The following is a 23,754-nucleotide window of genomic DNA, read 5'->3' as shown; positions in this document are numbered from 1 at the left end:
CCCGTCACAAATTTTGGAAACGTATTGAATTGTACCGAGTGCATGGGTGAATTGATGACCCGCTTCCTGAACGCCGCGTGGATAGTGCCGCGTGGTTTCGCGTGAACCGATGAGTGAGCCAAGCTCGAAGCCGCTGATGAAGCGGCTGGCCAAGAACATGTCATGGATGTTCTTGTCGCAGATTTTGGTTGGTCTGTTCGGTTTGGCCAGCCTCATCTTTACGGCTCGCGCAATCGGGCCGGCTGCGGTTGGGATTCTGGCGCTGGTGGACGCGTACATTCAGGTGATGGACAGGTTGTTCCGGCTCGAGCCATGGCAGGCAACCATCAAGTACGGCAGCGAGGCTCTGATCGAAGAGGATCCGAACAGATTCCGACAATTGATCAAGATGTCTGTGGTGACCGATTGCCTTGGCGGGCTGCTGGCTGGTTCGGTGGCGATAATGCTGGCGCCAAAGCTTGCTCCGTTCATCGGGCTGTCTGAACCTGAAGGCGCGTCCTATATCACGCTTGTTGCCTTTGGGTTGTTTCTATCGCTCCGACCAACCGGCATTGGAGTTCTTCGAATTTTCGACCGGTTCGACGTGCTGGCGATCTCGGACATGGTAATCGCCGGCCTTCGGCTTGTCGGAGTCATCATCGCCTTTCTGCTGGACTTGGGGATCTGGGCATTTGTGGCTCTGTTGCTGATGCATCAGATCCTGACCGGGCTGGTTGCGTTCTTTCTGGCACTGGCCGAATTGAAAAAACGCAACTTGCACAGGTTTTTGTCCCATCCGCTGCGGCGGGCTTTTGCCCATAACCCCGGGTATCTGCGGTTCCTTTGGAATTCGAATTTCAACGTAATCCTGCGACAATCGACTCAGCGGCTGGACATACTTGTCGTCGGCGCCCTGCTGGACGTGACATCGGTGGGCTTCTATCAGGTGGGCAAGCGCATCATGGCCAATGTTGTTCGGATTGGCGGCCCCGTCAGGCAAGTCCTGTACCCCGAGATGACCCGCCTATGGGCCGTCGGCGATTTCGGCCGGTTCTGGCGTCTTGTACGGCTGGTGTCGCTCTCGGTTTGCGGGGTGTCGATCCTGGTCTCCATTCCGTTGGCGCTGAAGATGCCAGAGTTGGCCGTTCTGCTGTTCGGGCCAGAGTTCCGTGGCGCAGCGCCCGTCATGACGATCTTGATGTATGCCGCGATCGTGTATCTGGGGGGCTTGGTGTTGAACCCCGCCTTGCTGAGCATGGGGCTGGACAGCGCGCTTGTGCGCACGACGATTGTTGCGACGGTGATTTTTACAGCCTCATTCCTGCCGTTGCTGTATTGGATGGGGATTGAGGGTATTGCCCTGGCCCATTTGTTGTTCAATGTGATCTGGACGGTGGGCTGCATATTCGCCATCCGGTCTTATCTGGCCAGAAAACACGAAACTTGATGGGTTGGTGATCTTCCGGCCCTGTCCCTAAATCCCTTGATTCACGAGTATTTTGAGACCATCCATGCCAAGACGTATTCTATTTCCCTTCGAAGGTGACACCGTGATTGGCGGCAGTCACGTGTCAGCCTTGAAACTTGCGGCGGCGATGGACCGGTCGAAATATGTGCCCCATATCCTGGTCCACTACGAGGCCGGCCCGGCGGCGGAGTATGCCCGATCGCTGGGACTGGACGTCGAAATCCTGCATGATCCCAGCCTGATGTCTCCGGGCGGGCTCAGCTATCCGCGCGATTGTGGCCCGGGGCGATATCTGACTTCCAGCGCATGGAGGCTGGCAAGTGTCCTAAAGCGCATAGATGCGGACATCGTTCACACAAACGAAGGTCGGATGCATGCGAACTGGGTGCTGCCGGCCCGTCTGGCGGGCAGGAAACACATCTGGCACCACCGGCAGGATCCGACCGCGTTCGGGATCAACAAACTGGCGCCGCTATTTTCCGACCACATCATCAGCGTTTCGCATTTTTCCAAGCCCAGCAACCCGGTGCGGTCGGTCGACAAGAAGTTCACCGTGATCCGCAGCCCATTTGATTTCAACCCTGACCCACCGGATAGGTCCGAAGCCCGAGCAGCCGTAATCGCCGAGATGGGATTACCCGATGACGCGCTGCTTCTCGGGTATTTCGGAAACTTCGTCACGCGCAAGCGTCCCGACCATTTTGTAAGGGTCATCGCGGCTGTGCAAAATGCAATGCCTGACACTCCGGTGCATGGTCTTCTGTTCGGCAGCGCGGCCGAGCGGGACGAACCGCTGCGCCAGACCTGCCTTCGCATCGCAGAAGAGGCGGGGATCAGCGAGCATATCCATATGATGGGGTTCCGTCAGCCGATCGACGGGTACATGGCGGCGATGGATGCCAATCTGGTGACCGCTCTGGACGAACCGTTTGGCCGTACGTTGATCGAAGCGATGTATTTGGGAACTCCAGTCATCGCGACCCGTCACGGCGGCAACATCGAAGCGATCACGGACTGGGAAACCGGTGTGCTGGTCGACCCGGACGATCCGCAGGCATTCGTGGAACCCGTGCGCAAGTTGCATCAGGACAGAGCGTTGTTCGAGAAGATTTCACAAGCATCAAAGAACTATGCCCGCGCAAATTTCGGCTTGGATATTCATGTGCACGGGGTTTGCGAGATCTATGATCGGTTGCTGGCTTGATAGCTTGTTCGGTCAACAACGCGGGTTGTCGAATGCGTAATAGGTATTGCCCGCGACGAATCCATCCAACCCGACCTGGCGGGCGTAATGTGCCAGATCCCGAGTTGTATTAATGAAGCCGGAGTTCTTGAAATTGAGCGAAGTGTTGCAAAGCACGCCCACACCCGACACCGCCTTGAACGCGGCCAGAAGGTCGTAAAAATAGGGGTTCTGGTTGCGGTTGACTGTCTGTACCCGCGCCGAACCGTCGACATGGGTTACTGCGGCCAGGTCCGGATTGGTAACGCGGTAAAAACCCATCATGTATGGCGAGGGCGCGCTGATGTCGAAGTGCAGTGCAGCATCCTCTTCCAGGCAAGACGGCGCCACTGGACTGTTGCTGGCCCGTCCCTTGATCCGGTTCAGTCGCGTACGTGTCTCCGGGGAAAACGGCGCGGCCAGGATCGACCGGTTTCCCAAAGCGCGCGGCCCAATCTCGCAATTACCGCGGGTCCAGCCAATGATCTTTCCGTCCAGCAGGTCTTTGGCGATCGTGTTTAGGTTCAGTTCGGTTGCGGTCATGCCCTGCGTGTCGATGCGGTCGTCGCAGAAGGACTGGCCGGAATAGACCGACCATTCCAGTTTGGCTTGGCCGGTATAGTGGCGCATCGCGTCCACGGCGGTTCCGATAGCACATCCCGAGTCGCCGGTCGTCGGCGGTACGAAGACCTCACGGAACAGCCCGCTTTGCTTCCACGCGGTATTCCAGTGTCCATTCAGGCCACACCCGCCGGCGATCAGCAGCGGATGCTTTTCAGGCAGGTTCTGTTCCGCATAGTCGCGAAACTTCTGGAATATCGCTTTGGACAACTTGGTGGCCATGTTCTTCAGCTTTTGGCTGTCCGTTCCAATGTTGAAGAAGGGTGAATTCACATAATCGCTTTTGCGAAGTGCGTCGCCGCCCAGGTCCGAGGAAAGCACCCGGTTGATCAGTTCCGTCTCATCCGCATCTGGTGGACCGTCTTCGCCAAATGCGCAGGCTGCCATCAGGCGGCCGGGATCCTGTGGCCGGGGTGAGTTGCCCGTGACCGGAAAGTCGGGGTCGGCGAGGGCATTGAGAAACGCAAAGCGTGTGCCTGGGGCCGTCATCACCTGCCCTCGGTGATGAATGGTCAGGTCGCTGTCGATCTCGTAGAAATCTCCCAATGCGCCTTCCCACAGAAGTACATAACAGGGCTCGCCCTGACGAAAGGGGGAGATGGCATAGCTGCACCAGATATGCGCCCGTTCGTGAGTTGAAGAGTAATAATCGACCGACTTGCCAAAAAAGGTTCGTTTGCCAACTGTTTCAGACCCCGCGCCGATGCCGAAGTATCCGGCCCCCGAAGTTGTAACGTGGTCGGCCCCGTTGCTTGACCACCCGCTGAGGGCCAGAACATCAGGCAAATCTTTGAACCATAGACCCGCGTCAATGAACGTGTCGGGCGTAACCGGCGTAAACCGGGGGAAGCTGTTCTTTTCCGCCTCGTAGGAAAACAGCAGACGCCCGTCGGTGCTATCGACACCCGCAACTGTGCCGTCATGTCCAGATTTGAAAGACAGGATTTTCATGAATAGCCCTTCCTTCGACACATCACGGTCCAAAGACCAGGTGCCTCGCAAACAGATGTGACAGTCCGTCGGGTCAAAAATGCCGGGGCGCTGACGGATCGAATTAACCGCAAATCCATTCCACGAATACCAAAACAAATGCCACGATTAAGCCTAGCAGAAGCTCGGTGTTTGGGGGAACCCAAGTTCGCAACCGGCTGCCGTCGGGCTTAACGCAGTGGCTATTCGTGAACGAAAGAGCACTTTTGGCACGATTGTTCACTGGGTGGGTGTTGCGTACCCTGCGCAGTGCCCGGCACCAGACCTTTGCAACAGGCTGACAAGTCCGGTGAATCACACTTGCATGGCTTCCGGGTGGCCGTGAAAGGCTGAAATTTGATCGAGCAGCACCTTCATCCGGGTTGCACCTACCAGCCTCTGACCGTTAACGTGGCCGCGTTATCAGGCAAGTTTTTTGGCCAAGGGTGTTTTAGGTTATGTCAGTAATTTTGGGTTTGGCTACAATGAGCAACAGCGCCGCTGCGCTGTTCAAGGACGGCAAGCTGGTTGCCGCAATCGAAGAAGAGCGGCTGACGCGGGTCAAGAATGACGGGGCATTTCCCCATCAGTCGATCGCCGAAGTTCTGCGCATTGCCGGGCTGAAGTTCTCGGACATCGACGAGGTTGCGGTCTATTGGCAGCCGTGGCGTATGGTCGGCCGAGGTATGGGCACGATGCGCAAGATTTTGCAGCGACCCTCAGCCGCCAAAAGCGTAACGGCGCGGATCGGGGCACTGTTCGTGTCAGATGCCTCGTCGGACGAGTCACAGGACAGCGGCTGGATGGACCTGTTCCGCATCCGCAAGATCCTGACGGCTGTGCATGGTCCGGCTGATTTCAAGTTGCACTACATCAACCACCATCTGACCCATCAACTGTACGCCGAGGCGATGCGTGACTGGGACAGCTTCGTTTCCCTGTCCTATGACGGTGGAGGCGAGGAAAGCTCGACCATCGTGTCAGTTGTGCGGAACGGCAAGCGGGAAGGTCTGGCGGATCATCGCTGGCCAAACTCGCTGGGTCATTTCTACTCGACCTTCACCGGTTTTCTTGGCTTCAAGATGCTGGAAGGTGAATACAAGATGATGGGCTTGGCGCCGTATGGCAAACCCATCTATCGCGACGCCATCCTGCGCGAAATTCTGATCCTGGACGATGACGGCGGTTACCGCGTGAACACCGCGCTGTGCGACTATCACTCAGCCCTGCGCGGCGAGTTCCATCCACGTATGGAAGAACTGTTCGGCACCCGGCGCGAGCCTGGCACCGCGCCGAACGAACGCCACGTGGACCTGGCGGCCTCCGTGCAAGCCGCGTTCGAGGCAGCCCTGCACCATATTCTGGAGCCGGTCCGCAAAGCCAATCCGGACCTGCGCAAATTGGTAATTTCCGGCGGCTGCGCGTTGAATGTCACGGCGAATGGAACGCTGATCGCGGACGGCACGTTTGACGAGGTCATTATTCCACCGGCCCCACATGATGCTGGTTGTGCAGTTGGCGCAGCGCTGGCCTGCATTCCGAGCGAGCAAGTCGATCTGCCCTCGGTCCGCAGCCCATATCAGGGTGCCGATTGGGCAGATGCCGACATCACCGCTGCCCTGGACCAGTATTGTGCGGAACCGCAGCAGGCCCTGCCTGTTGATCAGTTCCTGGACCGTGTGTCCGACTTGCTGGCCGAGGGCAAGATCATCGCTTGGTTCCAGGGGCGGGCAGAGTTTGGCCCGCGTGCTCTGGGTGCCCGATCCTTCCTTGCAGACCCACGCAAGGACAGCATTCGCGACGATCTGAACGTCAAGATCAAGAAACGCGAGCATTTCCGGCCCTTTGCGCCCAGCGTTGCAGAGGAGGCGGCCTCGACCTTTTTCGAGATCGATCAGACCAGCCCCTACATGAACATCGTTGCTCGTGTGCGTGACGATCGGGCGGCAGACATTCCGGCGATCACCCATACTGACCAGACGGCACGCGTACATACGGTATCGCAGTCGGCGAACCCGCTGTACCACGCCTTGTTGACCCGGTTCGGCGAAAAGACCGGAGTGCCTGTGCTATTGAACACCTCGTTCAATATCCAGGAGCCCATCGTCTATTCGCCTCTGGATGCTTGCGCAACATTTGCGGCATCGGGAGTGGATGCGTTGGTGATCGGTGACTACGTCGTACTGCGCGAAGCGCTGAAGGATGACAGCGCCCGGGCCCAAGCTGTCGCGTGACCCGGCTGTTTCTCAGCGTCGATTTCGAAGACTTTGCGCATGATCTAAAACGCCTTCTGGGGGTCTGGGAAACCGGACCCCTCAGAGTTGAAGAGCTGTGGCAAAGCTTTGAAACCATTGATGGCTTCCTTCGCTCACATGGTGGATCGACGGGTTGCGCCGCAACGTTCTTCTGCACGGGGGTCGTGGCACGCGATGCGCCTGATCTGGTGGCCGAAATCGCAAAGCGGGGCCACGAGGTTGCTTGCCACTACTATTTTCATGACAGCATGGACCTGCAGTCTGCGGAGACCATAGACCGTATGCTGGGTCAGGCGCGGCAAGCTTTGGAAAAGGCCGGGAACACCCCTGTTCGAGGGTTTCGCGCCCCGCGCTTTCGATTGAACCGCGCAACGCCTGAACAGTACCGCCTGATTGAACGTCATTTCGACTACGACTGTTCGTCATTCTTCGCCTCGGTGCAGGAATGTGATCGGTTTTCGCAGGAAATGGGGCTGACCACGCTCCGGATCTTGCCGTTGTTCATGACGCCATTGGCGGGCAAGGGGCCGATGGTGCGACTGGGAGGCAGTTACCTGAAGTTCATGACTTCGGGTCTGGCGAGGACATTGATCGAACGGTCTGAACAGGCCGGCATACCGCCGCAAGTTTATCTGCATCCGTACGAGATCGTGAAACCTCAATCGTTCATGGTTTCACGGGACGAGCTCGCGGCCTTGGGAACTGCCAAAGCCGGTTACTGGGCGTTTCGGCAGTCTCAGTGGCTGAACTTTGGCGGCGCGCGACTGCTGCGCAAGGTCGAGGGTTTAATCCCCGCAGGCGGCCTTGCGGGTCGGCTGGATCAGTTGATCGGAGAATAAAAAAGGGGCCGGTCAGTCGACCAGCCCCAGTCATTCGCGGAACCGAGGGATCAGTTCGACGCGGCCATCAGTTTGTCGTTGTGCTCGCGCAGCGAGTCCGAAACGATCGCGTACCATTCGCCGGATTCACGCATTTCGTTCAGGCCCTTGTTCAGCATGGCGAGGTACTGCTTGCCGAACGGGTTCGAACGGTGCGCGATGAAACGCAGTGACGACAGCGAGGTCACGAAGGGGTTCTCGATCAAGTCGTTCTGGTTCAGACCCATTTCAACCATGGTGTCCGAGAACAGCTGAACCTCGAAGGTTGCAACATCTGCAGTGCCGGTCAGGACGGCATCCAGACACTCCCGCGCGGTGATCGGCTGCATCAAGGTGATGGTGTCGCCATTGATCAGACCTTGCTGTTCCAGATCGTGGATGAACCAGCCGTCCATGCGGCAGATGGTCGACCCTTTCAGCTCGTCAAAAGTGGTCGCATTGGCAAACTGGCTTTCGGGCAGGGTGTAGAAACCGACCACGATGTCATAGACCGGGACCGACGAGTCGAACTGCGTGCAGCGCACCTCGGTTTCCCAGGACCATTCGTAGCTGCGGTTGGTGCAGTCCGGCATGTTCCATGCCATCGACACGTCGAACGCGCCCAGCGGCAGAAGGGTTTCCAGGTGCGAGTTCCAGTCGTCAACAAAGCTGACCGAATAGTCGCGGGCGTTGCCGCCCCGCTGCAACGAGGTGGTTGCCAGACGCGGGATGATGCCACCGCCATTCAGCGATTCATCTGCGAAGGGCGCCCAGCCGTTACCGGTGACCAGTTTGATCGGCGGCTCATAGACGCTCGAGCGTTTCACGCTTGCAGCGCGCTGTTCTTCCGCGGCGATGATTTCCTGCGCGCTGCGGCCATTCGGCAGGCTGCCGTCTTCACAGGGCAGGGCCAGAACGATGCCCGGCTCAAGCGAGTTCGGGTTGGTGATGACGTTGCGGTTTGCGTTGAAGATCGGCTGGTAGTTCGATGTGCCGTAGGCCGCGATGGCGATGGTTGCCATCGTGTCACCGTCCTGAACCGTATAGTTGGTACAGGCCTCCTGAGCGGCGGCGGCGCCGGCGCTGAGGGCGGTTACTGCGGTGGCTGCCGCCACCAGTTTCTTCAGATTGATTTCAAACATGTCCACTTCCTCCAGACTTTTGTTTTGTCAGACCTTTCCGGCCCTTATCCGTTTTCCATTTGGTACCGCAGAGCGGTCGAGACGATGTCGCGCCATTCGCCCGATTGCTGCATGATCGCCAGACCCTGATTGAGCGTCTCGAGGATCGCTTCCCCATCCGGATTGTCCTTGTGGGTCATGACGTTGAGCGACTTGATCGCCGCCAGGTTGGGGTTTTCGATGATCTTGTGTTCATAGCCCAGCCGACCGATTGCCTCGACGGCCAGATGCGCTTCGATGGCGACCAGGTCAGCCCGCCCGTCCATGACAGCGTGGAAACACTCGTCCGGATCGACGGGGCGCAAGATGGTGATCGCAGGCTCGTAAAGACCCACAGCGTCCATGTGCGAGGTTGACCAGCCCTCGGGGCGGCAGATCGTGGTGCCGACGAATTCCGCGTAGCTGAGCGAGGTTTCGTAGCCTGAGCCATCCTTCGCGAAGAACGTGTCGACCACTTCGTAGAACGGGTTCGAGAAGTTGTAGGTCTCGCACCGGTTCCGGTCGCTTTCCGAAAGTGTCTCGGCTTCTTCGCAGTTTGGGCGCGACCAAGGGAACGTGGCATCGAAGGCCAGGGTGGGCATCAGCAGGTCCAGATGCGACGACCAGTCGTTCACGAACTGGATCTTATAGGCCTGTTCCGGCGCCGCCCGCAGCATCGCGGTTTCGACTAGGTTCGTGTACAGACCGCGATTGGGCAGGGCTTCGTCCGTAAACGGCGCGTAGTTGCCCCCGGTGATCAGCAACAACTGCCGGTCGCGGATCTCGGGGCGGGTGCCGTCACCGGCGTTGCGGATCAACGCGGCACCTTCTGCGCGGGCGGCCTCGATTTCCTTCTTCGCGGCGGCCTTGGCTTCGATGACAGCCTTGTCGCTGGCCTGCTGGGCCTCCGCAACGCGGGCTTCGGCCTCGGCAATGGCCTTGGCGGCACGTTCTTCCGCGGCCTTGACCAGTTCGGCTGCCATCTCGGCGGCCATGCGCTCGGCCTCGGTTTCCGGTTCAGGCGCGGCACGGCCGACATCCTCGAGGCAGGGGAAGGTCAGAACGTCGCCGACGCGGATGATGTTGGGGTTGGACCCGATCGTGTCGCGGTTGGCGTCGTAGATGATGCGATAGTCTTCGGTCGCATAGACCTTGATGGCCAGTTCACGCAGGCTGTCGCCGCGCTGGATCTCGTAGGTCGAGCATGCCTCTTGCGCCGAGGCTGCCCCCGTTGCTGCCGCCAGGGCAATGCTGGATATGATCAGGTGTGTTCTCATGGGTCCTGTTGCTTTGCTTTTGTTATTGTCGGGCCGTTTTGATGACGGCGATTGAAATGTTGTCCTGATCCGGATCACCCTTGGCGATCAGTGCCTTGAGGAGGCTGTCGGCGATGTCCTGGGAGAGGGCCGAAGCGTTGTCCTGAAGGATGGACTGGATGTCGTGGTTGCCCAGATACTGCAGCCCGTCACTGCCGAGGATGAGGATGTCATCGGTCGTCAGTTCCAGTGCGTCTTCGGGGCAGTCGACCTTGGGGATCGCCGCGCCCATGATGACCGAGGTCAGCTGGTTGCGGTCGGGATGGGACTGCGCTTCGGCTTCTGACAGCTCCCCTCGGGTCACCTGTGCGTCGATGACGGGCGCCATCGAATGATCTTCGTTGATCTGAGACAGAACGCCGTCGCGGAACAGGTACAAAGGGCTGTCGCCGATCGAGATCCAGAACACTTTGTTGCCCAGCAGCAGAACTCCCAGCAGGGTCGAGCCCATGTTGAAGCCTTGTTGCTGGTCGTCGCCATACCCCGCCACGGCCGCGTTGGCCTGCATTGCGGCCATGGGCAGCGCATCCAGCAGCGTATTCTCGGTCAATTCCGGAGGCTCCAGAACTGCGTCGAGCACTTCGCACCAGGACTTGACCACCAGATCCGAGGCCACTTCGCCTGCGGCGTGACCGCCCATGCCGTCTGCCACCACGACGTAACCGGCGTTGGCGGCGTCAAAGACCCGCGAGGCAACCGCGTCTTCCTGCGTGTCGCGCTGACCCTGATCCAGGATCAGTGCAATGTCATATGCCGGAGTAGCCAGCATCCGTTATGCGTCCCGCCAGTCGAAGTTTTCGTCACAGAAGGCCACGAACCGCAGCGACGTTTCGCTGATGCGGATCAGGTCGCCGCTGGACAGCGGCACGGTGCTGAGGACGGGTTTGCCGTTCAGGCGCACAAGGTTTGCCTTGCCGCCATGGCCCAGATAGCATTTGCGGTCTTCGGGGTCATAAGCAATGACGGCGTGGTTCGACCGTGAAATCCCGGTGTCGCCAAAATCCAATTGGATCGCCTGGTCATCGTTGCGGCCAATCTGCATCAGCCCTTCGGTCAGCGTGATGCTGGACCCCCGCCCGGGGCCACTGGTTACTGCCAGCCAACCGACCGGGAATGTCGCGCCTGCGGTTTCGGTCTTGGCCACCGGCTCGGCTGTTTCGATCAGTTCCTGCACATGTGTGTCAGGGCGCTCGAACCCGAGGAAGGTGGTCTTGACGCGCGACCGACGATCCGAGGCCGGCGCTTCGGCGGCTTCCGGGGCGGCTTCGGGTTCTTCGGGCTCGGTGGCCACAGGTTCGGCATCTGCCGCTGCTTCGTCCGGGGCAGTTTCGATTGCAATGGGTTCCGGCAACTCGAACGGGGTCGGCGCCGAGGCCTCTTCCTCTCGGACTTCCTCCAGATCGGGTTCGGCAGTTTCGGCCATGACCGACTGGATGGTCTCTTCTTCTTCGGTTGCCGCAACGTGCAGCGTCACGACCTGTTCGGCTTCTTCCGGCGCTTCAGGCGCGGCTTCGGCTGTTTCTTCGCTTTCTGTTGCCTCTTCCACCGTCTGTTCGGTCTCGGCGAAATCGGGCATCTTCTCTTCAGGGATCAGCTCGTCGGTTTCCTCGTAGCTGTCCGTGCTCAGGTTTCCACCAGCCAGAGCCTGGCGCAGTGCATTGAAGTCCGCAATCGGCTCGGCCTTGTCGGTCGTTTCGACTTCGGGTTCCGACCCTTCGGCTTCTTTGGCTTTGCCGGCACCCTCGAGAAGCCGGCTGAGTGGGCTTTTGTATTTGAACATGGTGTCGACACCTTTTGACTACTTGCACGGGCTTAGGTGACCCGTGGGGCTGCTACGAACCTCTGCGCATGGCGCAGCGGCACTGATGAAGTTGGAAACCTGAAACACTCTTACCTTCCGCGGTGGACCGGTCCCCACCAGGAGGGCCAAAACGCGGCATCCTCCTCAGCAAACACAAACTGGCGGATCAAATACGTACCGGTCTGATCACTCCTGTGCCAAAGGCATCACGGCGGTTGTTTCCGACCCGTTTCTAAGCACAACCAACCGTGCTTCGGGCTTGTTTTCGGAAACCAACGCGTTCAGCGCGGTATCCAGACTGTCGGCAGCAATCATCTCAGTTCCCGAGACAGTCTCGCGGACAAGAATGTCGCCGGTCTGCAGGCCACCTGCCGTTGCGGCCGGTGCTCCGGCAACAACCGTCTGCCATTCGGGCAAATCGGCGCCGCGGGCTTCGAACGAGTAACCGTTGGCCAGCCCGAACTCGCGGATTGCGGGCAGGGCCAGGAGGCCGTTCTGCGCGCGGGTCTGTCCGATGGGGCGATACCGCGCCGCGACACGGATATAGCCGTCAGGGTCAACCTGGAGGTTGTCCAGAACCTGTGCGGCAAGCGTCGTTCCGGCGCGCACAGGGCTGCCGTTCAGGGTATAGATCGCTGCGCCTCGCTGAACCCATTCACCGATCGTGGACATGTCCTGGTCGGCATCCACACCGGTGATGGCGATGATGTTTCCGGTCGAGGCGCGCCGCTGCGAAGTCGAGAACGGGATTTTGACATCCCAATGGGCATAGCTGACTTGGGTCTCGGCCAGATTGACCGGAGCGCTCGGTGCAACCGCCGCCACTTCGACGGGTTCTTCGGGCTGAGCCGCTTCTTCCTGTGTTTCCACCGCCGGCGGTGAGACAGCCGCAGCGGTCTGCTCGACAGGCTGGTCTTCTGCCACCTGCTGTTCTGTTTCGGTTGCTGCTGCGGTTTCTTCTGCCTTGGTTGCTTCGGGCGCGATCACTGAATCGGCTGTCTGCGTTTCGGCAGGTTCGGCCGTCTCGGTTGGCGTTGCGGTCTGGATCGGTGTTGGGTTCGTCTCGGTCGAGCCGCCGGACATCAGGAAGAAGCCACCAGCGGCCAGAATCGCGATTGCGGCGACACCCGCGATCAACTTGCCGTTGCCGCCCGATCCTTTTTGGACGACCGTATCCACCGCCGCTGCGGGCTCGTCCTTCTGGGCAAAACTTGCCGGTCCGTCGTCGTTTTTTTCGCCATGCCCAAGAGCCAGATCGGAATTGCCGGCCAGCAGGGCTGTTACCACCGCTTCGGCGTTTTCGCTTTCGGCCTTGATGCGGGCCTTTTCGGCCTCTTCGTCCTTGCGGTCCAAGGCCACGATTACCGAAACGGGACGATAGGCAAAGCTGTCGAATTCGACACCGGGGCCGCGGAACATCCGCAACCAGTCCAGTGCGGATTGAAGGCGGTCGGTCGCGTGGACCTCCATGGCCTTGTCGATCGCCTCAAGGAAGCCATCCGGGTAACCCTGGAAGCGACTGGTCAGCGGCTGATAGGGATCTTTCTGGCCGTTGTTGAAGGCATTCAGGCGCGATTGGCCGTCGATCGGGCGCTCGCCGCTGATCGCGTGGTAGAGCGTTGCCGCCAACACATACAAGTCGCTGCTGGGACCCTGCTCCGAGCCGCGCACGTAGAACTCGTGCGGCGAGTACCCGTCTTTGATCACCCGAAGCGTCAACAGGGCCGCCGATTGGTTGGCAGCCTGTTCGCGCGCGGCGCCGAAATCGATCAGGATCGGTTCGCCGTTTTCGTCGATCAGGATGTTGTCGGGCGAAATGTCCCGATGCAGCATCCCGCTTTGGTGGATGAATGAAACCGCGGACAGCATCTTTTCGGTGACTTGGACGATAAAGTCCGGGCCGGTTTCGGTCTTGGGGTCCTCGATGTAATCCAGCAGATCGCATCCACGGATCAGGTCCATTGCGATATACGCAGTATCGTTGTCTTCGAAGACCTGGTGCACGTCGACGATATTGGGGTGGACCAGGCGGGCATGGTTGCGGGCTTCCTGAATGAACAGGTCGATGATCGCGCGCAGGTCGTCCTTGAAGGCCGGATCATTGGGTTCGACCAGGTCACCGTTGCGGCGGCACAAGGCACCCGGATAGCATTCCTTGATGACCACATCGCGTTCCAGGCTGTCACGCGCCAAATACGTGATGCCGAACCCGCCATTGCTGAGGAAGCGAAGAATTTCGTACTGGCCGCGCAGCAGTTTCGCGCCCGGTTGCAGACCTTGAATTTGAGGTTCGTCGTGCGATGCACCGACAGCCTGGTTGTGGTTCATTTCTTCCCGCCCATCATTCCAAAAACTTGCGGCCAAAATAACCGGGCAATCAGCCCGCGAACACACAACCAACACAACCGCAGGACACTTGAGAACGGTTAGACGTTTCAAATTTGACTTTAATGGGGCCGCCTCGTGGCTTCACTGAGAACGGTTTCGGACACAGATCAATATATTGATGTAAGGGCTGATAATGAACATATATGTAGTATCGCCCGGCGAACAAAAAGGATTCAGTCCGGGCGCCAGACGACCCATGGTCCACGGATTCGAAACAATGGAATCATGATTCCAGTGTTAACGATTCGCCGCGCCGCGGCTCAATCTTTGCGGGAATGACTCAGGTTCCGGTCTTCGGAGGGGCCGAAGCGACCGTGCTGCCGGCCCACGCCAAGTTGTCGCTGAGCTGCGCCAGTATGCTGATCGCATCCTTGAGTGGCCCTTCGCCGCTCTCGAATTGAAGCAGCAGAAGCAGGTCGGTTGCCTTTTCGAACTCGCCCGGAATCCAGTCGGCTTCGGGGTCGATCTCGGACCCGTTTTCCAGCCGTTCAGCAAAATCCTCGACAATTTCCTGACAGCTTTGCAGGAAGGCGGCCGGTTCGATGTCCGAACTGTCGCGCAGGTCCTCGTAAATGCTGGCGATCGCCGCCAGCCAGTCTTCGAGGATCGGGTTGTCCAGCGGCGGCAGCGCAGATTCCAGACTGGGCTGTACCGTTCTGGTGTCCGAGGCTGCGGCTTCGCCCGCGCCGGTCAATGTCTCCAAGAACGGCAGGAAGTCAGCGGCAAGGTCCTGCCGCGCGGCCTCCAGATCCGTTCGGCGGCGATGCGACGCAATTTCAAGCACCTTCTCCGCAAGGTTCTGGCCGCCGCAGGTTTCCCACAAGGCGAAGTCCGGTTCCGGCTCTTGCGCCATGGCGCGAACGGCAATCGGTGTCCCGATCGGTACGATCGCGCGGAACATGCCCGACTTCTCCTTCTCCAACCGCGACAGAACGCGATCGAGGGCGTCGCGGACAGGGGGCAGGTCCGTGTGAGTGACGGCCAGCAAGCTGTTGTCGCGCAGGTTTTGCGGGACCTGTGCCCACAAATGGCGCTCGGTTTCACGCCAGGCGTTGGTTCCGTTTGTGCACCAGATGGCGCAATCGACGAATTTCAACAAATCAAGCGTTTGTTTGTAAGTGTCGTCCAGCGCGCCCGAGCCAGGCAGGTCGAACAACGAGATTTCGCGCAGGGCAGGGGTGTTCAGTCCCACCGAAATGAAATCAGGATTGTCGGCCGCAGCCTTTTCCAGCGCGATGCCGGAATAAACCTTTGGCTCGCGATCCCACCACCCAACGGTCGTTTCAGGCGTGTCCGCATAGGTGACAATCACCAAAGGCAATTTCAGATGTTGCGGACCCGTGGGCAGGATGTCAGCTCCGGCGAGCATGTTGGCAAGACTGGACTTCCCGGCGCCGAATTCCCCGGCAAAACCGATTGAGACCGCGTTTGACAAACGCTCGGCGTGGGACTGTGCCCGCGCGCGCATGTCGTCCAGCTCGGGCGTGGACGGAAGGCGTTCGGTTGCGGTCAGAAAACGGTCAAGCTGACGCACTTCCGTCTCGGTTCCGGGAAATTCAATCACTCGGCGGCCTCCGCTTGTCGTTCGTCGCTGTGTTCAGCACCAAAGGTCGATTGCAATTCGTCCACGATCCGGCGTGCGCGGTCGAAATCGACCTGCGCCTGGGTGCGCTCACACGTCTCGCCCGTCGCGGTGCGGTTTTCAAGATGCCCGGCGAGCAGGGCCAGGAAATGGTCCAGAGCGGTGTTCAAGCGCTCCAGCAGGTTCTCGCGTGCGGTATCGATCAGATCATCTCCGATCATTTCGAATTCCTGCACGATCATGCGCTCGGCGCGAGAGACGACGGATTTCCGCGAAATCAGACGCGACAACCAGTTCACACGCAACTCGACCGTAATCCCCCGGGTCAGAGCGGTGGTGTCCGGACGGAACCAGCGCACGGCACTGGTGTTCATACGGCTGTCGGTCGGCTCCTGCCAGCCTGGCAGGGACCGCAGGGACGCGTTGGCCTGCATGTCGATGGCATAGAGTTCGCTGAGCATCCGCTGGCGAATGACCTGAGTCGCACCCTGTACCAATTCGCGCATGCGTTCGCGCAACGGCGTAAAGTTCAGTTCGGTTGCACCACCTTTGGCAAGCAACGGGGATTGCCCGTCGGGACCGCGCACAACCGATACGACGGCTTCGGCCACGGTGTCATCCATCACACCGCGCAGGTTTGCCAGAACATCATCCATGTCCCGGGTGATTTCTGCGGTTTTGTCCGATACCAGCTTGCGCAACTCGGCGAGGGTCTTGTCATTCTCGCCAGCCGCGTCGTCCGAAGGTTGGCCATCCTCTTCCAGAGCGCGGAGGCGGGCCTTGCTGCGTTCCAGCTCGCCCTGGGCAAAGCCGTTCAGATGTTGCCACGCCATACGCAGTTGTTCGTTGCGCGGGCCATCAGTCAGCGCAGTGGTGACATGTCGGCGCAGGTCGGGCAAGCCCGAGGCGATCATCGCAGCATACCGCAGAACCGCCTCGCGGCTGATGGGGCCGGGGCCGCGTTTGATCTCTTCGACGCCGGCGAGGTACTGCTTCATCTGTTCGGGATGCGCCCGCAGCCAGGCGAGGATGTGATCGTGGTTGACGCCGGTTTCGTCCCCGGTCAGTGCGTAATGCGCCCACTGAGCGCTGCCCATCAGAACGTCGATGCTGGACTTCCCCAGCGCCTTTTCCAACCCGTCCAAAACGTCGGCGCGCACTTTCGCCGCGTCTTCCGCACCGCCGCCCAATTCGTCGACCCGGTTGATGAAGACCACGATCTGACCCAGCTCAAGCGCCTGCATCAGCCGGAACAGTTTCAAATCGGCGCGCGACAGGGCCTGGTGCGCGGACAGAACCACGACGAAAAAGTCGGATTCCTTGAGGTACTGGCGCGAGATCTCTTCGCGGATCAACAGCGGATCATTGACGCCGGGCGTGTCGGTCACGGTCAGCGGGAACGGGAAGTGGCCCAGATCGAAATATACCTCGGCCTTGCGGGTGATGTCGCTGTACAAACCCCGGTCCGAGCCCGGATCATGTTCGGCTTCGTCGGTCGGATCATCCCCGGCACAGACATAACGGGCAAGATCATCCGACGTCAGTTCTTCGAGGTCGTGATGCTGACCCATCAACTGTGCGAAACTGTCCCCCAGGCGCAGACGAGCGCGGGTCTTCATCGCCTCGACCTGCTCCTCGATCATCTCGCGCTTATAGCTGTCCTCATCGTCGGGGAACATGTTGCGCAGTTCTTCGCCTTCGGCGATCAGCGCCTGCCATTGGCGGTTGTCGAAGAAATGGAATTCGGCCCCAGATGTGCGCCCGGAGGGATGTCCGAAATGCATATCGGTGATCACGGTTGTCCACGGGTTCACGTCCGAAGGCAGGAATTCTGCCTGTCCCGTAAAGCCGTTGATCAGGCGGGACTTGCCGGCCTTGATCTGCCCGACGAATGCAATCGACGGTTTCAGGCCGCTGAGATCGTCAACGATGCGAGAGATGAACTGACAGGTCTCGTCATTGCTCACCTCTTTCATTTCGCTGGCGATCCGGATCAATTCCCGGCGGTTGGTTTCACTCATAACACTACCCTAAAAACTGGTACCCAAGATTTGCTTCAAACTTAACTTCAACTGTCGCGAAAGCGGTGCCATCAGACCGACTCCCGCAGAGATTTCCACAGGTTGACGACGGCACCCAGCTTGCGCGCGTCATGTACGGCGGCGGCTGTTTTGCGACCATCCCGGACCAGAGCGACACCCGCGCCCTTGCCACCTGACGGCCGCATGACGATCAGTTGCGGCTGCTCGAGCAGCCCGGCATTGTCCGCATCCCATCCCGCCAGATCCTGTGCGAACCGGGTCAACAGATCATCCGAAGGGTGAAGAGGCTGGCCATCTGCGCACACGCCATCGAACTGTTGGGTCGCACCCTCCGCACTTGTCAGCAGGCGTCCCATGGCGAACCGCTCGGCGCCGTCGAAGAAAGCCGCGGCTACACTGGGTTCTGCACCTTCAGCGCTGTCCTGTTCTTTCGTGTCCTCGACGGGGTCCGGGACAACCGAAACCCGCGGCTCTGACGGCAGGACGATTTCGGAACAGGCTTTCTGCATTTCGCTGAACGTGATACCGACGTCATCCGCCTCCAGCGGCCCGTCCGGTTTCAGAGACACCACTTTGATCGGAGGAGCGGTCGCGGCCAGGTCGGACACGAGCCGCGCCAGCTTTTCGATCAGCGCTTCGCGCGGTTCGGTTTCGAAATCCGGAAGGGTGCCGGTGCTTGCCGAATACACATCCGTGATCCGTGAGCTGTTCACCTCGATCGCCAGGATCGTTCCGTTCTGGGCGTTGAACTCCAAACGTCTTGGCAGAACCGTTCCGCGGATCAGTTTCAGAATACTGGCCCGCCGGGCCTCGGCCGTGTCCCCGGTCAACCGAACGGCCGGCGACAAACGGGGCGTCGCGGACCGCCCGATGTTTTCGAGCATGTCGATTATGTCTGTCGCCATCATGCCGTGACCCCCTCTGGTCCCGTCTAAACTGCGGCCGCTACCGGCCCCAGGCTGAGAAGTGATTTCGTAAGCGTCAGCCCGATATTCGCGCTGTCGCGGCAGATGTAGCAGACCACGTGTTCCGGATAGGCCCGGGTCCGCATGAAGATGTGCAGCCGGTCGTTCGAGAACACCGAGATTTCCCCAAATCCCGGGTTCTCCGGATCCTGTAATCCGGCCGAGGCCAACAGCGCTTCGAATGCTTGAACGCCTCGGCCCTGAAACAGGTTTGCCACTGCAACGGCGAGGGTTTCCAAGGCTGTGCCATCCTCGGTCTCGGTTGCCGACATGCCCAGAAGCATGCCCGTTTCCATGTCGACATATCCCGCTGCGATGCAGTCGGGAATGGTCTCCATGGCGGTGGTTAATGCGGCGTCAATCGTCATCTAAAGCTCTGTTATCCCTTATTAAGCCCAAAGGCGCAGCGGTTTGAAACCGTCGCGCCGCTGAGTAGCATTGCCGTTCGGGACGGGAAACGGTCTATCGTTTCCCAAGTGTCCCTTGAGGCCCGGTTACAACACATGCCACTCCGCCCTGTCTTTCGGATTTGGCACGGGTTGAATCGTATCCTGTTCGTTGTGCCCGGTGTGCTCGTGAGCGATCTTGTCGAACTCCTCAAGAAAGGCCTGGAACACGGCGTGCAGCCCGTCCACGTCTTGGGGAATATCTTCGCTGGTCGCGATTTCCCGCCACATCGCCGCTGCGCTGAGCGGAGCTCCTGCCGGCACGCTCAAAAGGTGTTCCAGCGAGGTTTCGCCTTCACCGACCTGCTCACAGGGCGCTTCGGCTTCCCGTTCTTCAGGGGTTTGTGCCGCGACCAGGCCGTTCGATTCCGGCTCAGGCTCATAGGTCGTGGCATCGTCACCCTGTTGCTGGGACAAAAGCGAAGCGATGGACGAGACCGAGTCCTCGACACTGGGTCCCGGGGTCTCGTCCTGTTCGTCCGTTACCGGCGCGGGGGTCTCGCCAACCAAACGTTCGGACAGCGTGGCCAGCAGATCTTCGTCTTGGGCACCCTGACCGGTGGTCTGGTCATCGCTATCTGCGACCAGTATTTCGTCGTCCTCGACATCGGTCTCGTCAAAGTCTTCGTCGTCCAGCTGAGTCACTGCTTTCGAAGTTGCCGCGACGCTGAGCCGATCCTCATCCTCGTCCCGGAACAAGGCCCGCAAATCGTCATCGGGCACCGGCGACATTTCGGCGCGCAAACGGTCGGCGTCATCCGGGTTGATCCGCTCACGTTCGGTCGACTCGCCGCGGCGCTCCACCCGGGCCGGTCGAACCGGGAAGGTTGCGATCACATCGTCCGAGTTCCGGACCGCTTCGAATCCATCATCCTGATCCAGCGGGTTGGTCAACTTGAAAGGCGCGGGCTCTTCCGCTGCGGTCTGGCGATCGGATCGTTCGGGCCGCACCGGTTGGACCGGGGGCGTGCCGGCGAGGCTCTTGTCTATCTGGTAGCGGGCGAGCTTTTCCGCACGGCTGTCCATGATCTGCTCGGTGATCTCAAGAAAGCTGTCGATCATCTTGCCGCCGCCGCTGCGCGACCACAGCTCGGCGTCGCCCGTTTTGTCACGCGCGATGATCGCGTCACGGGCGGAAAACAGGATTGTCCGATTGAACAGGTGCCCCGCTTCGCGGTTGATGCGGCGGAGCACTTTCTGGCGGTCTTTCAGATCCAGTGCGTCCGCGCGCGTGACCAACAGAAGCGAGTTGTGCTGAAGCCGTTCCGGCAACGAAACCCACGTGGCGCGTTCGGTCTCGCGCCAGGCCTGCGTCGAGTGCGTACACCATAGCACCCCGTTGGCTTGACCTAACGCACGGCGCCAGACATCGGCCTGAATTTTGGGGTCCGAAATGCCGGGCGTGTCGATCAGGTCGACGGCCTCGAGAATGTCCGCTTCAAGATAGATGCGGATGAACTGCGCGTCGTTGACGCCCACCTTGTCCAATTCGTCCAAACCAATTGGAGAAGTGGTCCCGTCATGGCGCTGGACGTAAGCCGGTTTGTTGCCCCAACTGAACCAGACCGGCGGCAGCTGGGTGGCCGTCACCTGCGTCGGTAGGGCCTGCTTGCGCAGCAGGAAGTTCATGAGCGTGGACTTTCCGGCGCTGAACTCTCCCATCAGCGCAAAAACCGGTTTGCGGCGGGACCACTGCTCGATGCGTTCCCATGCCCGAGGAGAGACGAAGCGGATTTGTGAATCTTTTGCCATGGCTTTCTTACGCTGCTTCGTTGCTGAGGTCTTTGAGGATGTCGCCGAGGATTTCGTCACGTGACTTCTTCGGCTCGAGCCCGGCCATCAGGTCCGGGGCGGTCCCCGGTGCCTTTTCGGCGGATTGCGAGATGCTCAGAAGGGTTTCCTGCTGCTCGCGCATGAAATCCGACAGGACGGCCCGAACATTTTCCAGAACGGCTGCGATCTGGGTTTCTTCGAGATCCTTGGTGATCGAATTGGCTTCTGATGCGATCAGGCGGGTGTAGTCCGCCGCATAGGCTTCAAACCCTTTCCGGCGTTGCCACCAGCGACGCCACCATGTGCTTTGAAGGTCCAGCGCGATCGTTCTGCCAATGCCCAATGGCGGCGGTACGCGCGGCACAATGGGCGCCTCGATGCTGAATTCGCCCAAGTGGTTACCCAGAAGCTTCTGATACAGGGCCTCGACATCCGCTGCGGCTGCGGAATACAGCGCGCTGGCGTCCTTGCGCATTGCGCGGGCAAAGCTGAAATAGGCGGCCTTCTGAAGGGTACGAAGCCCGGCCGGGTCGTATTGCCAGGTGCCCTGTTCGCCGTTCTGCTCGAGATGCGCGATCAACGAGTCCGTTGCACGTTTGACGAAGTTTGCCTCGGCCGATGCCAGACGTTCCAACACCTTGTCGCGCAGGGATGTCGTCAGGGCAGCAGCTTTCTTGTCATATTCGGCCGCGACAGTGGCGATCGCATCTTCGGGTGACACGCCGTCCAGATCGCGAACAACACCGCCTCCGCCCGACAGGCTCTTTGCGACCGAGGTGGCGCGAATCTGACTTGCGATGTTGCGGGCGCGGTGACGGACACGGTCCAAAAGACGCGTTCCTGCGCCTTGGGCGATACGTTCGTTCATGGCCAACAGCAGGTCAGGCAGACCAGAAAGGGCCCAGATCTTGTCCAGCGATGCGGCCTGATCTCCGAAGCCGGCGGCCAGATAGAACGTGTTGAGGGCCTGGCGGGAATCGTCGGTGAGAATATCGGGGTTGCCGGTCAGCGCGGCCTCGGCCCACAACGCACTGCCGAAAACAACGCTGGTGCTTGTGTCGATTCCGTTTTGCTTGAGTGTATCCTGAATCCGGTCGCGAATTTCGGGGACTTGCTTGACCGGGTCGGTCAGCTCGTCGATCCGGTTGACGAACAGGACGATCTGCCGGTTCTCGAACTGCGCGATGATCCGCATCAGCGCCATGTCCATCGTGGTCAGTGCCTGGCTTGCCGCCAGGACCACGACGCAGACTTCCGAACCGCGCAGGCTGCGCAGAGTGATCTGTTCGCGCACCATGAACGTGTCGTTGACGCCCGGCGTGTCGCACAGTTTCAGCGCGATCGGGTACTGCGGAATGTCCATGTACAATTCCGCGGCTTTGGTCACGTCGGCGAACCGGCCCGTCTTCGGGTTGATGTCCGGATCGTCTTCGTCACCCAGGCAGACATAGCGCTGGATCAGCTCTTGGTCGAAGTAATCGTATTGGTGGCTTTGGCCCAGGATCAGGTCAAAATGCTTGCCAAGGCGTTCCTCGGACTTGGCCTTCATCTGCGCGATCTGACGGCGGATGTCCTCCATCTCGTCATCGGCGCCTGCGCGATTGGCCAGTTCGCCCAAACGGCCACCGCCGACCATAAGATTGTCCCATTCTTCCTGCTCGAAGAAGGTGAACTTGGATCTGTATTCACCGGGCATGCGGGCGTTGATGTTCAGCGTGGTCACAACCGAGGTCCACGGGTTCACATCCGACGGCAGCAGACCGGGCCGACCGGCCAGAATGTTGACGATCGAAGATTTGCCCGCCTTCACCTGGCCGACGAAAGTGACGCTGGCGGTGAAGTTTTCCATACGGGTCTTGAGCGTGGCCAGCCGCGCAGTCGAGCGCGCATCCGCCACCTCTGTCAGTTGGTCGATCTGTGTCGTCAGTGCGGACATGGCTTCCGACATCGGCGCCAATGCCTCGTTTCCTACAGACAAAAGGTGGTCGTTGCGGGCCATGTTCAGCCTCCGGTTCCGGTTGCAGCGATTTGGGTATGCCCGGATTCCGTCAAACTGGCAGGCGCCATGCCTGAAAAGCTGTCGATCCGGGCGATCAGTTCGAGAGCGTTGCCCAGCATCTCGGCCTCGGTTCCGGGCGAGATGGTATCGAAGGCGCGCGAATCGGCCAGCACTTCGATCGAGCTGAACCGGGTTCCATTGTCCAGGCGCGCGACCCGACGTCCGGTCGGAAACCCATTTGATTTGGCCGATGGAAGGGGCATTCGCGCATTTGCCAACAGGTATTCGTTGCCCTCATGCGTCTTCAGGGCAATGCCGAAACCTGTGTTCGGGAATTGCTGGTTGAGGTTTTTGAGCTCGCCGACAAAGCTTTCTCTTGCAAGAAAGACGACGTCTTGCTCGGTGGCAGCGGAGTTGATCTGTTCGGTCACTACTGAGACCCTTGTACTGGAGTTGAGCAAAAAACTCGTACGGTGCCGAAAAGGCGAAAAAGACTCATTAACTCCTTGGTAGACAGAATTACCTTCATCACGGTGTTAATTTGACGTGATTGAGATATTTTGGCGTTTGAAATGTGGCGCAATTATGGTGACCGTTGCATGACAATGCCGCAACTTCAGGATGTAATAATCAAAATGGGTAAGGCCGCGGGTCTGAATTCGGGACAAGTTAACGCGTGCGATTTGGTTTTTTGTGATGTCCTCGAATGATAGGTAGAGGTCTGTAAAGTAAACGGAAATAAGGAGGCGGGACTGGAGGTTGAGCGTGTGTCTCGGGAGAAGGCGAGGGGACCGCATTGCTTTGGGTGCAGGGTGGGGTTGATAACGGTGGTCTAGGCGCCCCGATGCGATCCACAACGTCAGCGAGAATTTTGTTTTTTTTGAATAATTGGGAATGTGTCCAAAAACAGA

The 23,754-nt window shown here is 59.5% G+C and carries 17 protein-coding genes; 4 read left to right on the top strand and 13 right to left on the bottom strand.

The genetic code is table 11. The features are described from left to right. The first annotated feature begins 109 nt into the window (after positions 1–109). On the top strand, positions 110–1,426 hold the full coding sequence (locus tag ACR0JC_RS14740; RefSeq protein ID WP_170341698.1) for a lipopolysaccharide biosynthesis protein: 1,317 nt from the start codon (positions 110–112) through the stop codon (positions 1,424–1,426). A 64-nt stretch (positions 1,427–1,490) separates the two neighbouring features. Continuing rightward, complete coding sequence (locus ACR0JC_RS14735; protein ID WP_170341696.1) at positions 1,491–2,651, top strand: glycosyltransferase; 1,161 nt, start codon at positions 1,491–1,493, stop codon at positions 2,649–2,651. Between the two features lie 12 nt (positions 2,652–2,663). Here ACR0JC_RS14735 and ACR0JC_RS14730 read toward each other — a convergent pair whose 3' ends face one another. Further along, complete coding sequence (locus ACR0JC_RS14730) at positions 2,664–4,241, bottom strand: carbamoyltransferase C-terminal domain-containing protein (protein WP_170341694.1); 1,578 nt, start codon at positions 4,239–4,241, stop codon at positions 2,664–2,666. 476 nt (positions 4,242–4,717) lie between these two features. Here ACR0JC_RS14730 and ACR0JC_RS14725 point away from each other — a divergent pair, with 476 nt between their 5' ends. Both ACR0JC_RS14725 and ACR0JC_RS14720 read left to right on the top strand, forming a co-directional pair. Then, entirely contained in the window at positions 4,718–6,493 is a 1,776-nt protein-coding gene (locus tag ACR0JC_RS14725) for a carbamoyltransferase family protein (protein WP_302478333.1), read from the top strand. Continuing rightward, positions 6,490–7,353 carry a polysaccharide deacetylase family protein gene (locus ACR0JC_RS14720; protein WP_480763981.1) on the top strand — a complete coding sequence of 288 codons (864 nt, stop codon included), beginning with the start codon at positions 6,490–6,492 and terminating at the stop codon, positions 7,351–7,353. The genes ACR0JC_RS14725 and ACR0JC_RS14720 overlap by 4 nt, the downstream gene beginning before the upstream one ends. A 50-nt stretch (positions 7,354–7,403) precedes the next feature. Here the strand turns inward: ACR0JC_RS14720 and ACR0JC_RS14715 are convergent, their stop codons facing one another. The 12 genes from ACR0JC_RS14715 to ACR0JC_RS14660 all read right to left on the bottom strand — a co-directional run bounded on the left by ACR0JC_RS14715 (position 7,404) and on the right by ACR0JC_RS14660 (position 23,274). Next, positions 7,404–8,513: a transporter substrate-binding domain-containing protein gene (locus ACR0JC_RS14715; RefSeq protein ID WP_170341645.1), complete on the bottom strand. Its 1,110-nt coding sequence runs from the start codon at positions 8,511–8,513 to the stop codon at positions 7,404–7,406. 44 nt (positions 8,514–8,557) lie between these two features. Further along, on the bottom strand, positions 8,558–9,808 hold the full coding sequence (locus tag ACR0JC_RS14710; RefSeq protein ID WP_170341687.1) for a transporter substrate-binding domain-containing protein: 1,251 nt from the start codon (positions 9,806–9,808) through the stop codon (positions 8,558–8,560). A 22-nt stretch (positions 9,809–9,830) separates the two neighbouring features. Continuing rightward, a complete protein-coding gene (locus tag ACR0JC_RS14705) occupies positions 9,831–10,616 on the bottom strand; it encodes a PP2C family protein-serine/threonine phosphatase (protein WP_170341685.1) in 786 nt (261 codons plus the stop codon). 3 nt (positions 10,617–10,619) lie between these two features. Beyond that, positions 10,620–11,627, bottom strand: coding sequence for an FHA domain-containing protein (locus tag ACR0JC_RS14700; RefSeq protein ID WP_170341683.1), 1,008 nt, complete (start codon positions 11,625–11,627; stop codon positions 10,620–10,622). Positions 11,628–11,834: 207 nt separating this feature from the next. Beyond that, positions 11,835–13,976 carry a serine/threonine protein kinase gene (locus ACR0JC_RS14695; protein WP_170341681.1) on the bottom strand — a complete coding sequence of 714 codons (2,142 nt, stop codon included), beginning with the start codon at positions 13,974–13,976 and terminating at the stop codon, positions 11,835–11,837. A gap of 340 nt (positions 13,977–14,316) precedes the next feature. Continuing rightward, complete coding sequence (locus ACR0JC_RS14690) at positions 14,317–15,600, bottom strand: dynamin family protein (RefSeq protein WP_170341679.1); 1,284 nt, start codon at positions 15,598–15,600, stop codon at positions 14,317–14,319. Continuing rightward, a complete protein-coding gene (locus ACR0JC_RS14685; RefSeq protein ID WP_170341677.1) occupies positions 15,597–17,639 on the bottom strand; it encodes a dynamin family protein in 2,043 nt (680 codons plus the stop codon). Before ACR0JC_RS14685 ends, ACR0JC_RS14690 begins: the two co-directional genes overlap by 4 nt. A gap of 71 nt (positions 17,640–17,710) precedes the next feature. Next, on the bottom strand, positions 17,711–18,565 hold the full coding sequence (locus tag ACR0JC_RS14680) for a hypothetical protein (protein ID WP_254430775.1): 855 nt from the start codon (positions 18,563–18,565) through the stop codon (positions 17,711–17,713). A gap of 26 nt (positions 18,566–18,591) precedes the next feature. Further along, entirely contained in the window at positions 18,592–18,993 is a 402-nt protein-coding gene (locus tag ACR0JC_RS14675; RefSeq protein ID WP_170341673.1) for a hypothetical protein, read from the bottom strand. Between the two features lie 126 nt (positions 18,994–19,119). Then, positions 19,120–20,823, bottom strand: a complete 1,704-nt coding sequence (locus ACR0JC_RS14670) for a dynamin family protein (protein ID WP_170341671.1) — start codon at positions 20,821–20,823, stop codon at positions 19,120–19,122. A gap of 7 nt (positions 20,824–20,830) precedes the next feature. Continuing rightward, complete coding sequence (locus tag ACR0JC_RS14665) at positions 20,831–22,843, bottom strand: dynamin family protein (RefSeq protein ID WP_170341669.1); 2,013 nt, start codon at positions 22,841–22,843, stop codon at positions 20,831–20,833. Positions 22,844–22,845: 2 nt separating this feature from the next. Continuing rightward, positions 22,846–23,274 (bottom strand): hypothetical protein, encoded by a 429-nt coding sequence (locus ACR0JC_RS14660; RefSeq protein ID WP_093963272.1) that lies wholly within the window; start codon positions 23,272–23,274, stop codon positions 22,846–22,848. Positions 23,275–23,754: the final 480 nt, after the last annotated feature.

This window comes from Ruegeria sp. CH5 (assembly GCF_056537025.1).
The sequence above is the reverse complement of the archived record's forward strand: the minus strand, read 5'-3'. Positions and strand labels throughout refer to the sequence as shown.

Bases quoted from the DNA above. Each gene is read 5' to 3' on its own strand.
- ACR0JC_RS14710 (WP_170341687.1), bottom strand. From the start codon at position 9,808: ATGAGAACACACCTGATCATATCCAGCATTGCCCTGGCGGCAGCAACG.
- ACR0JC_RS14740 (WP_170341698.1), top strand. From the start codon at position 110: ATGAGTGAGCCAAGCTCGAAGCCGCTGATGAAGCGGCTGGCCAAGAAC.
- ACR0JC_RS14735 (WP_170341696.1), top strand. From the start codon at position 1,491: ATGCCAAGACGTATTCTATTTCCCTTCGAAGGTGACACCGTGATTGGC.
- ACR0JC_RS14715 (WP_170341645.1), bottom strand. From the start codon at position 8,513: ATGTTTGAAATCAATCTGAAGAAACTGGTGGCGGCAGCCACCGCAGTA.
- ACR0JC_RS14685 (WP_170341677.1), bottom strand. From the start codon at position 17,639: ATGAGTGAAACCAACCGCCGGGAATTGATCCGGATCGCCAGCGAAATG.
- ACR0JC_RS14700 (WP_170341683.1), bottom strand. From the start codon at position 11,627: ATGTTCAAATACAAAAGCCCACTCAGCCGGCTTCTCGAGGGTGCCGGC.
- ACR0JC_RS14730 (WP_170341694.1), bottom strand. From the start codon at position 4,241: ATGAAAATCCTGTCTTTCAAATCTGGACATGACGGCACAGTTGCGGGT.
- ACR0JC_RS14675 (WP_170341673.1), bottom strand. From the start codon at position 18,993: ATGACGATTGACGCCGCATTAACCACCGCCATGGAGACCATTCCCGAC.
- ACR0JC_RS14665 (WP_170341669.1), bottom strand. From the start codon at position 22,843: ATGGCCCGCAACGACCACCTTTTGTCTGTAGGAAACGAGGCATTGGCG.
- ACR0JC_RS14695 (WP_170341681.1), bottom strand. From the start codon at position 13,976: ATGAACCACAACCAGGCTGTCGGTGCATCGCACGACGAACCTCAAATT.
- ACR0JC_RS14670 (WP_170341671.1), bottom strand. From the start codon at position 20,823: ATGGCAAAAGATTCACAAATCCGCTTCGTCTCTCCTCGGGCATGGGAA.
- ACR0JC_RS14725 (WP_302478333.1), top strand. From the start codon at position 4,718: ATGTCAGTAATTTTGGGTTTGGCTACAATGAGCAACAGCGCCGCTGCG.
- ACR0JC_RS14705 (WP_170341685.1), bottom strand. From the start codon at position 10,616: ATGCTGGCTACTCCGGCATATGACATTGCACTGATCCTGGATCAGGGT.
- ACR0JC_RS14680 (WP_254430775.1), bottom strand. From the start codon at position 18,565: ATGGCGACAGACATAATCGACATGCTCGAAAACATCGGGCGGTCCGCG.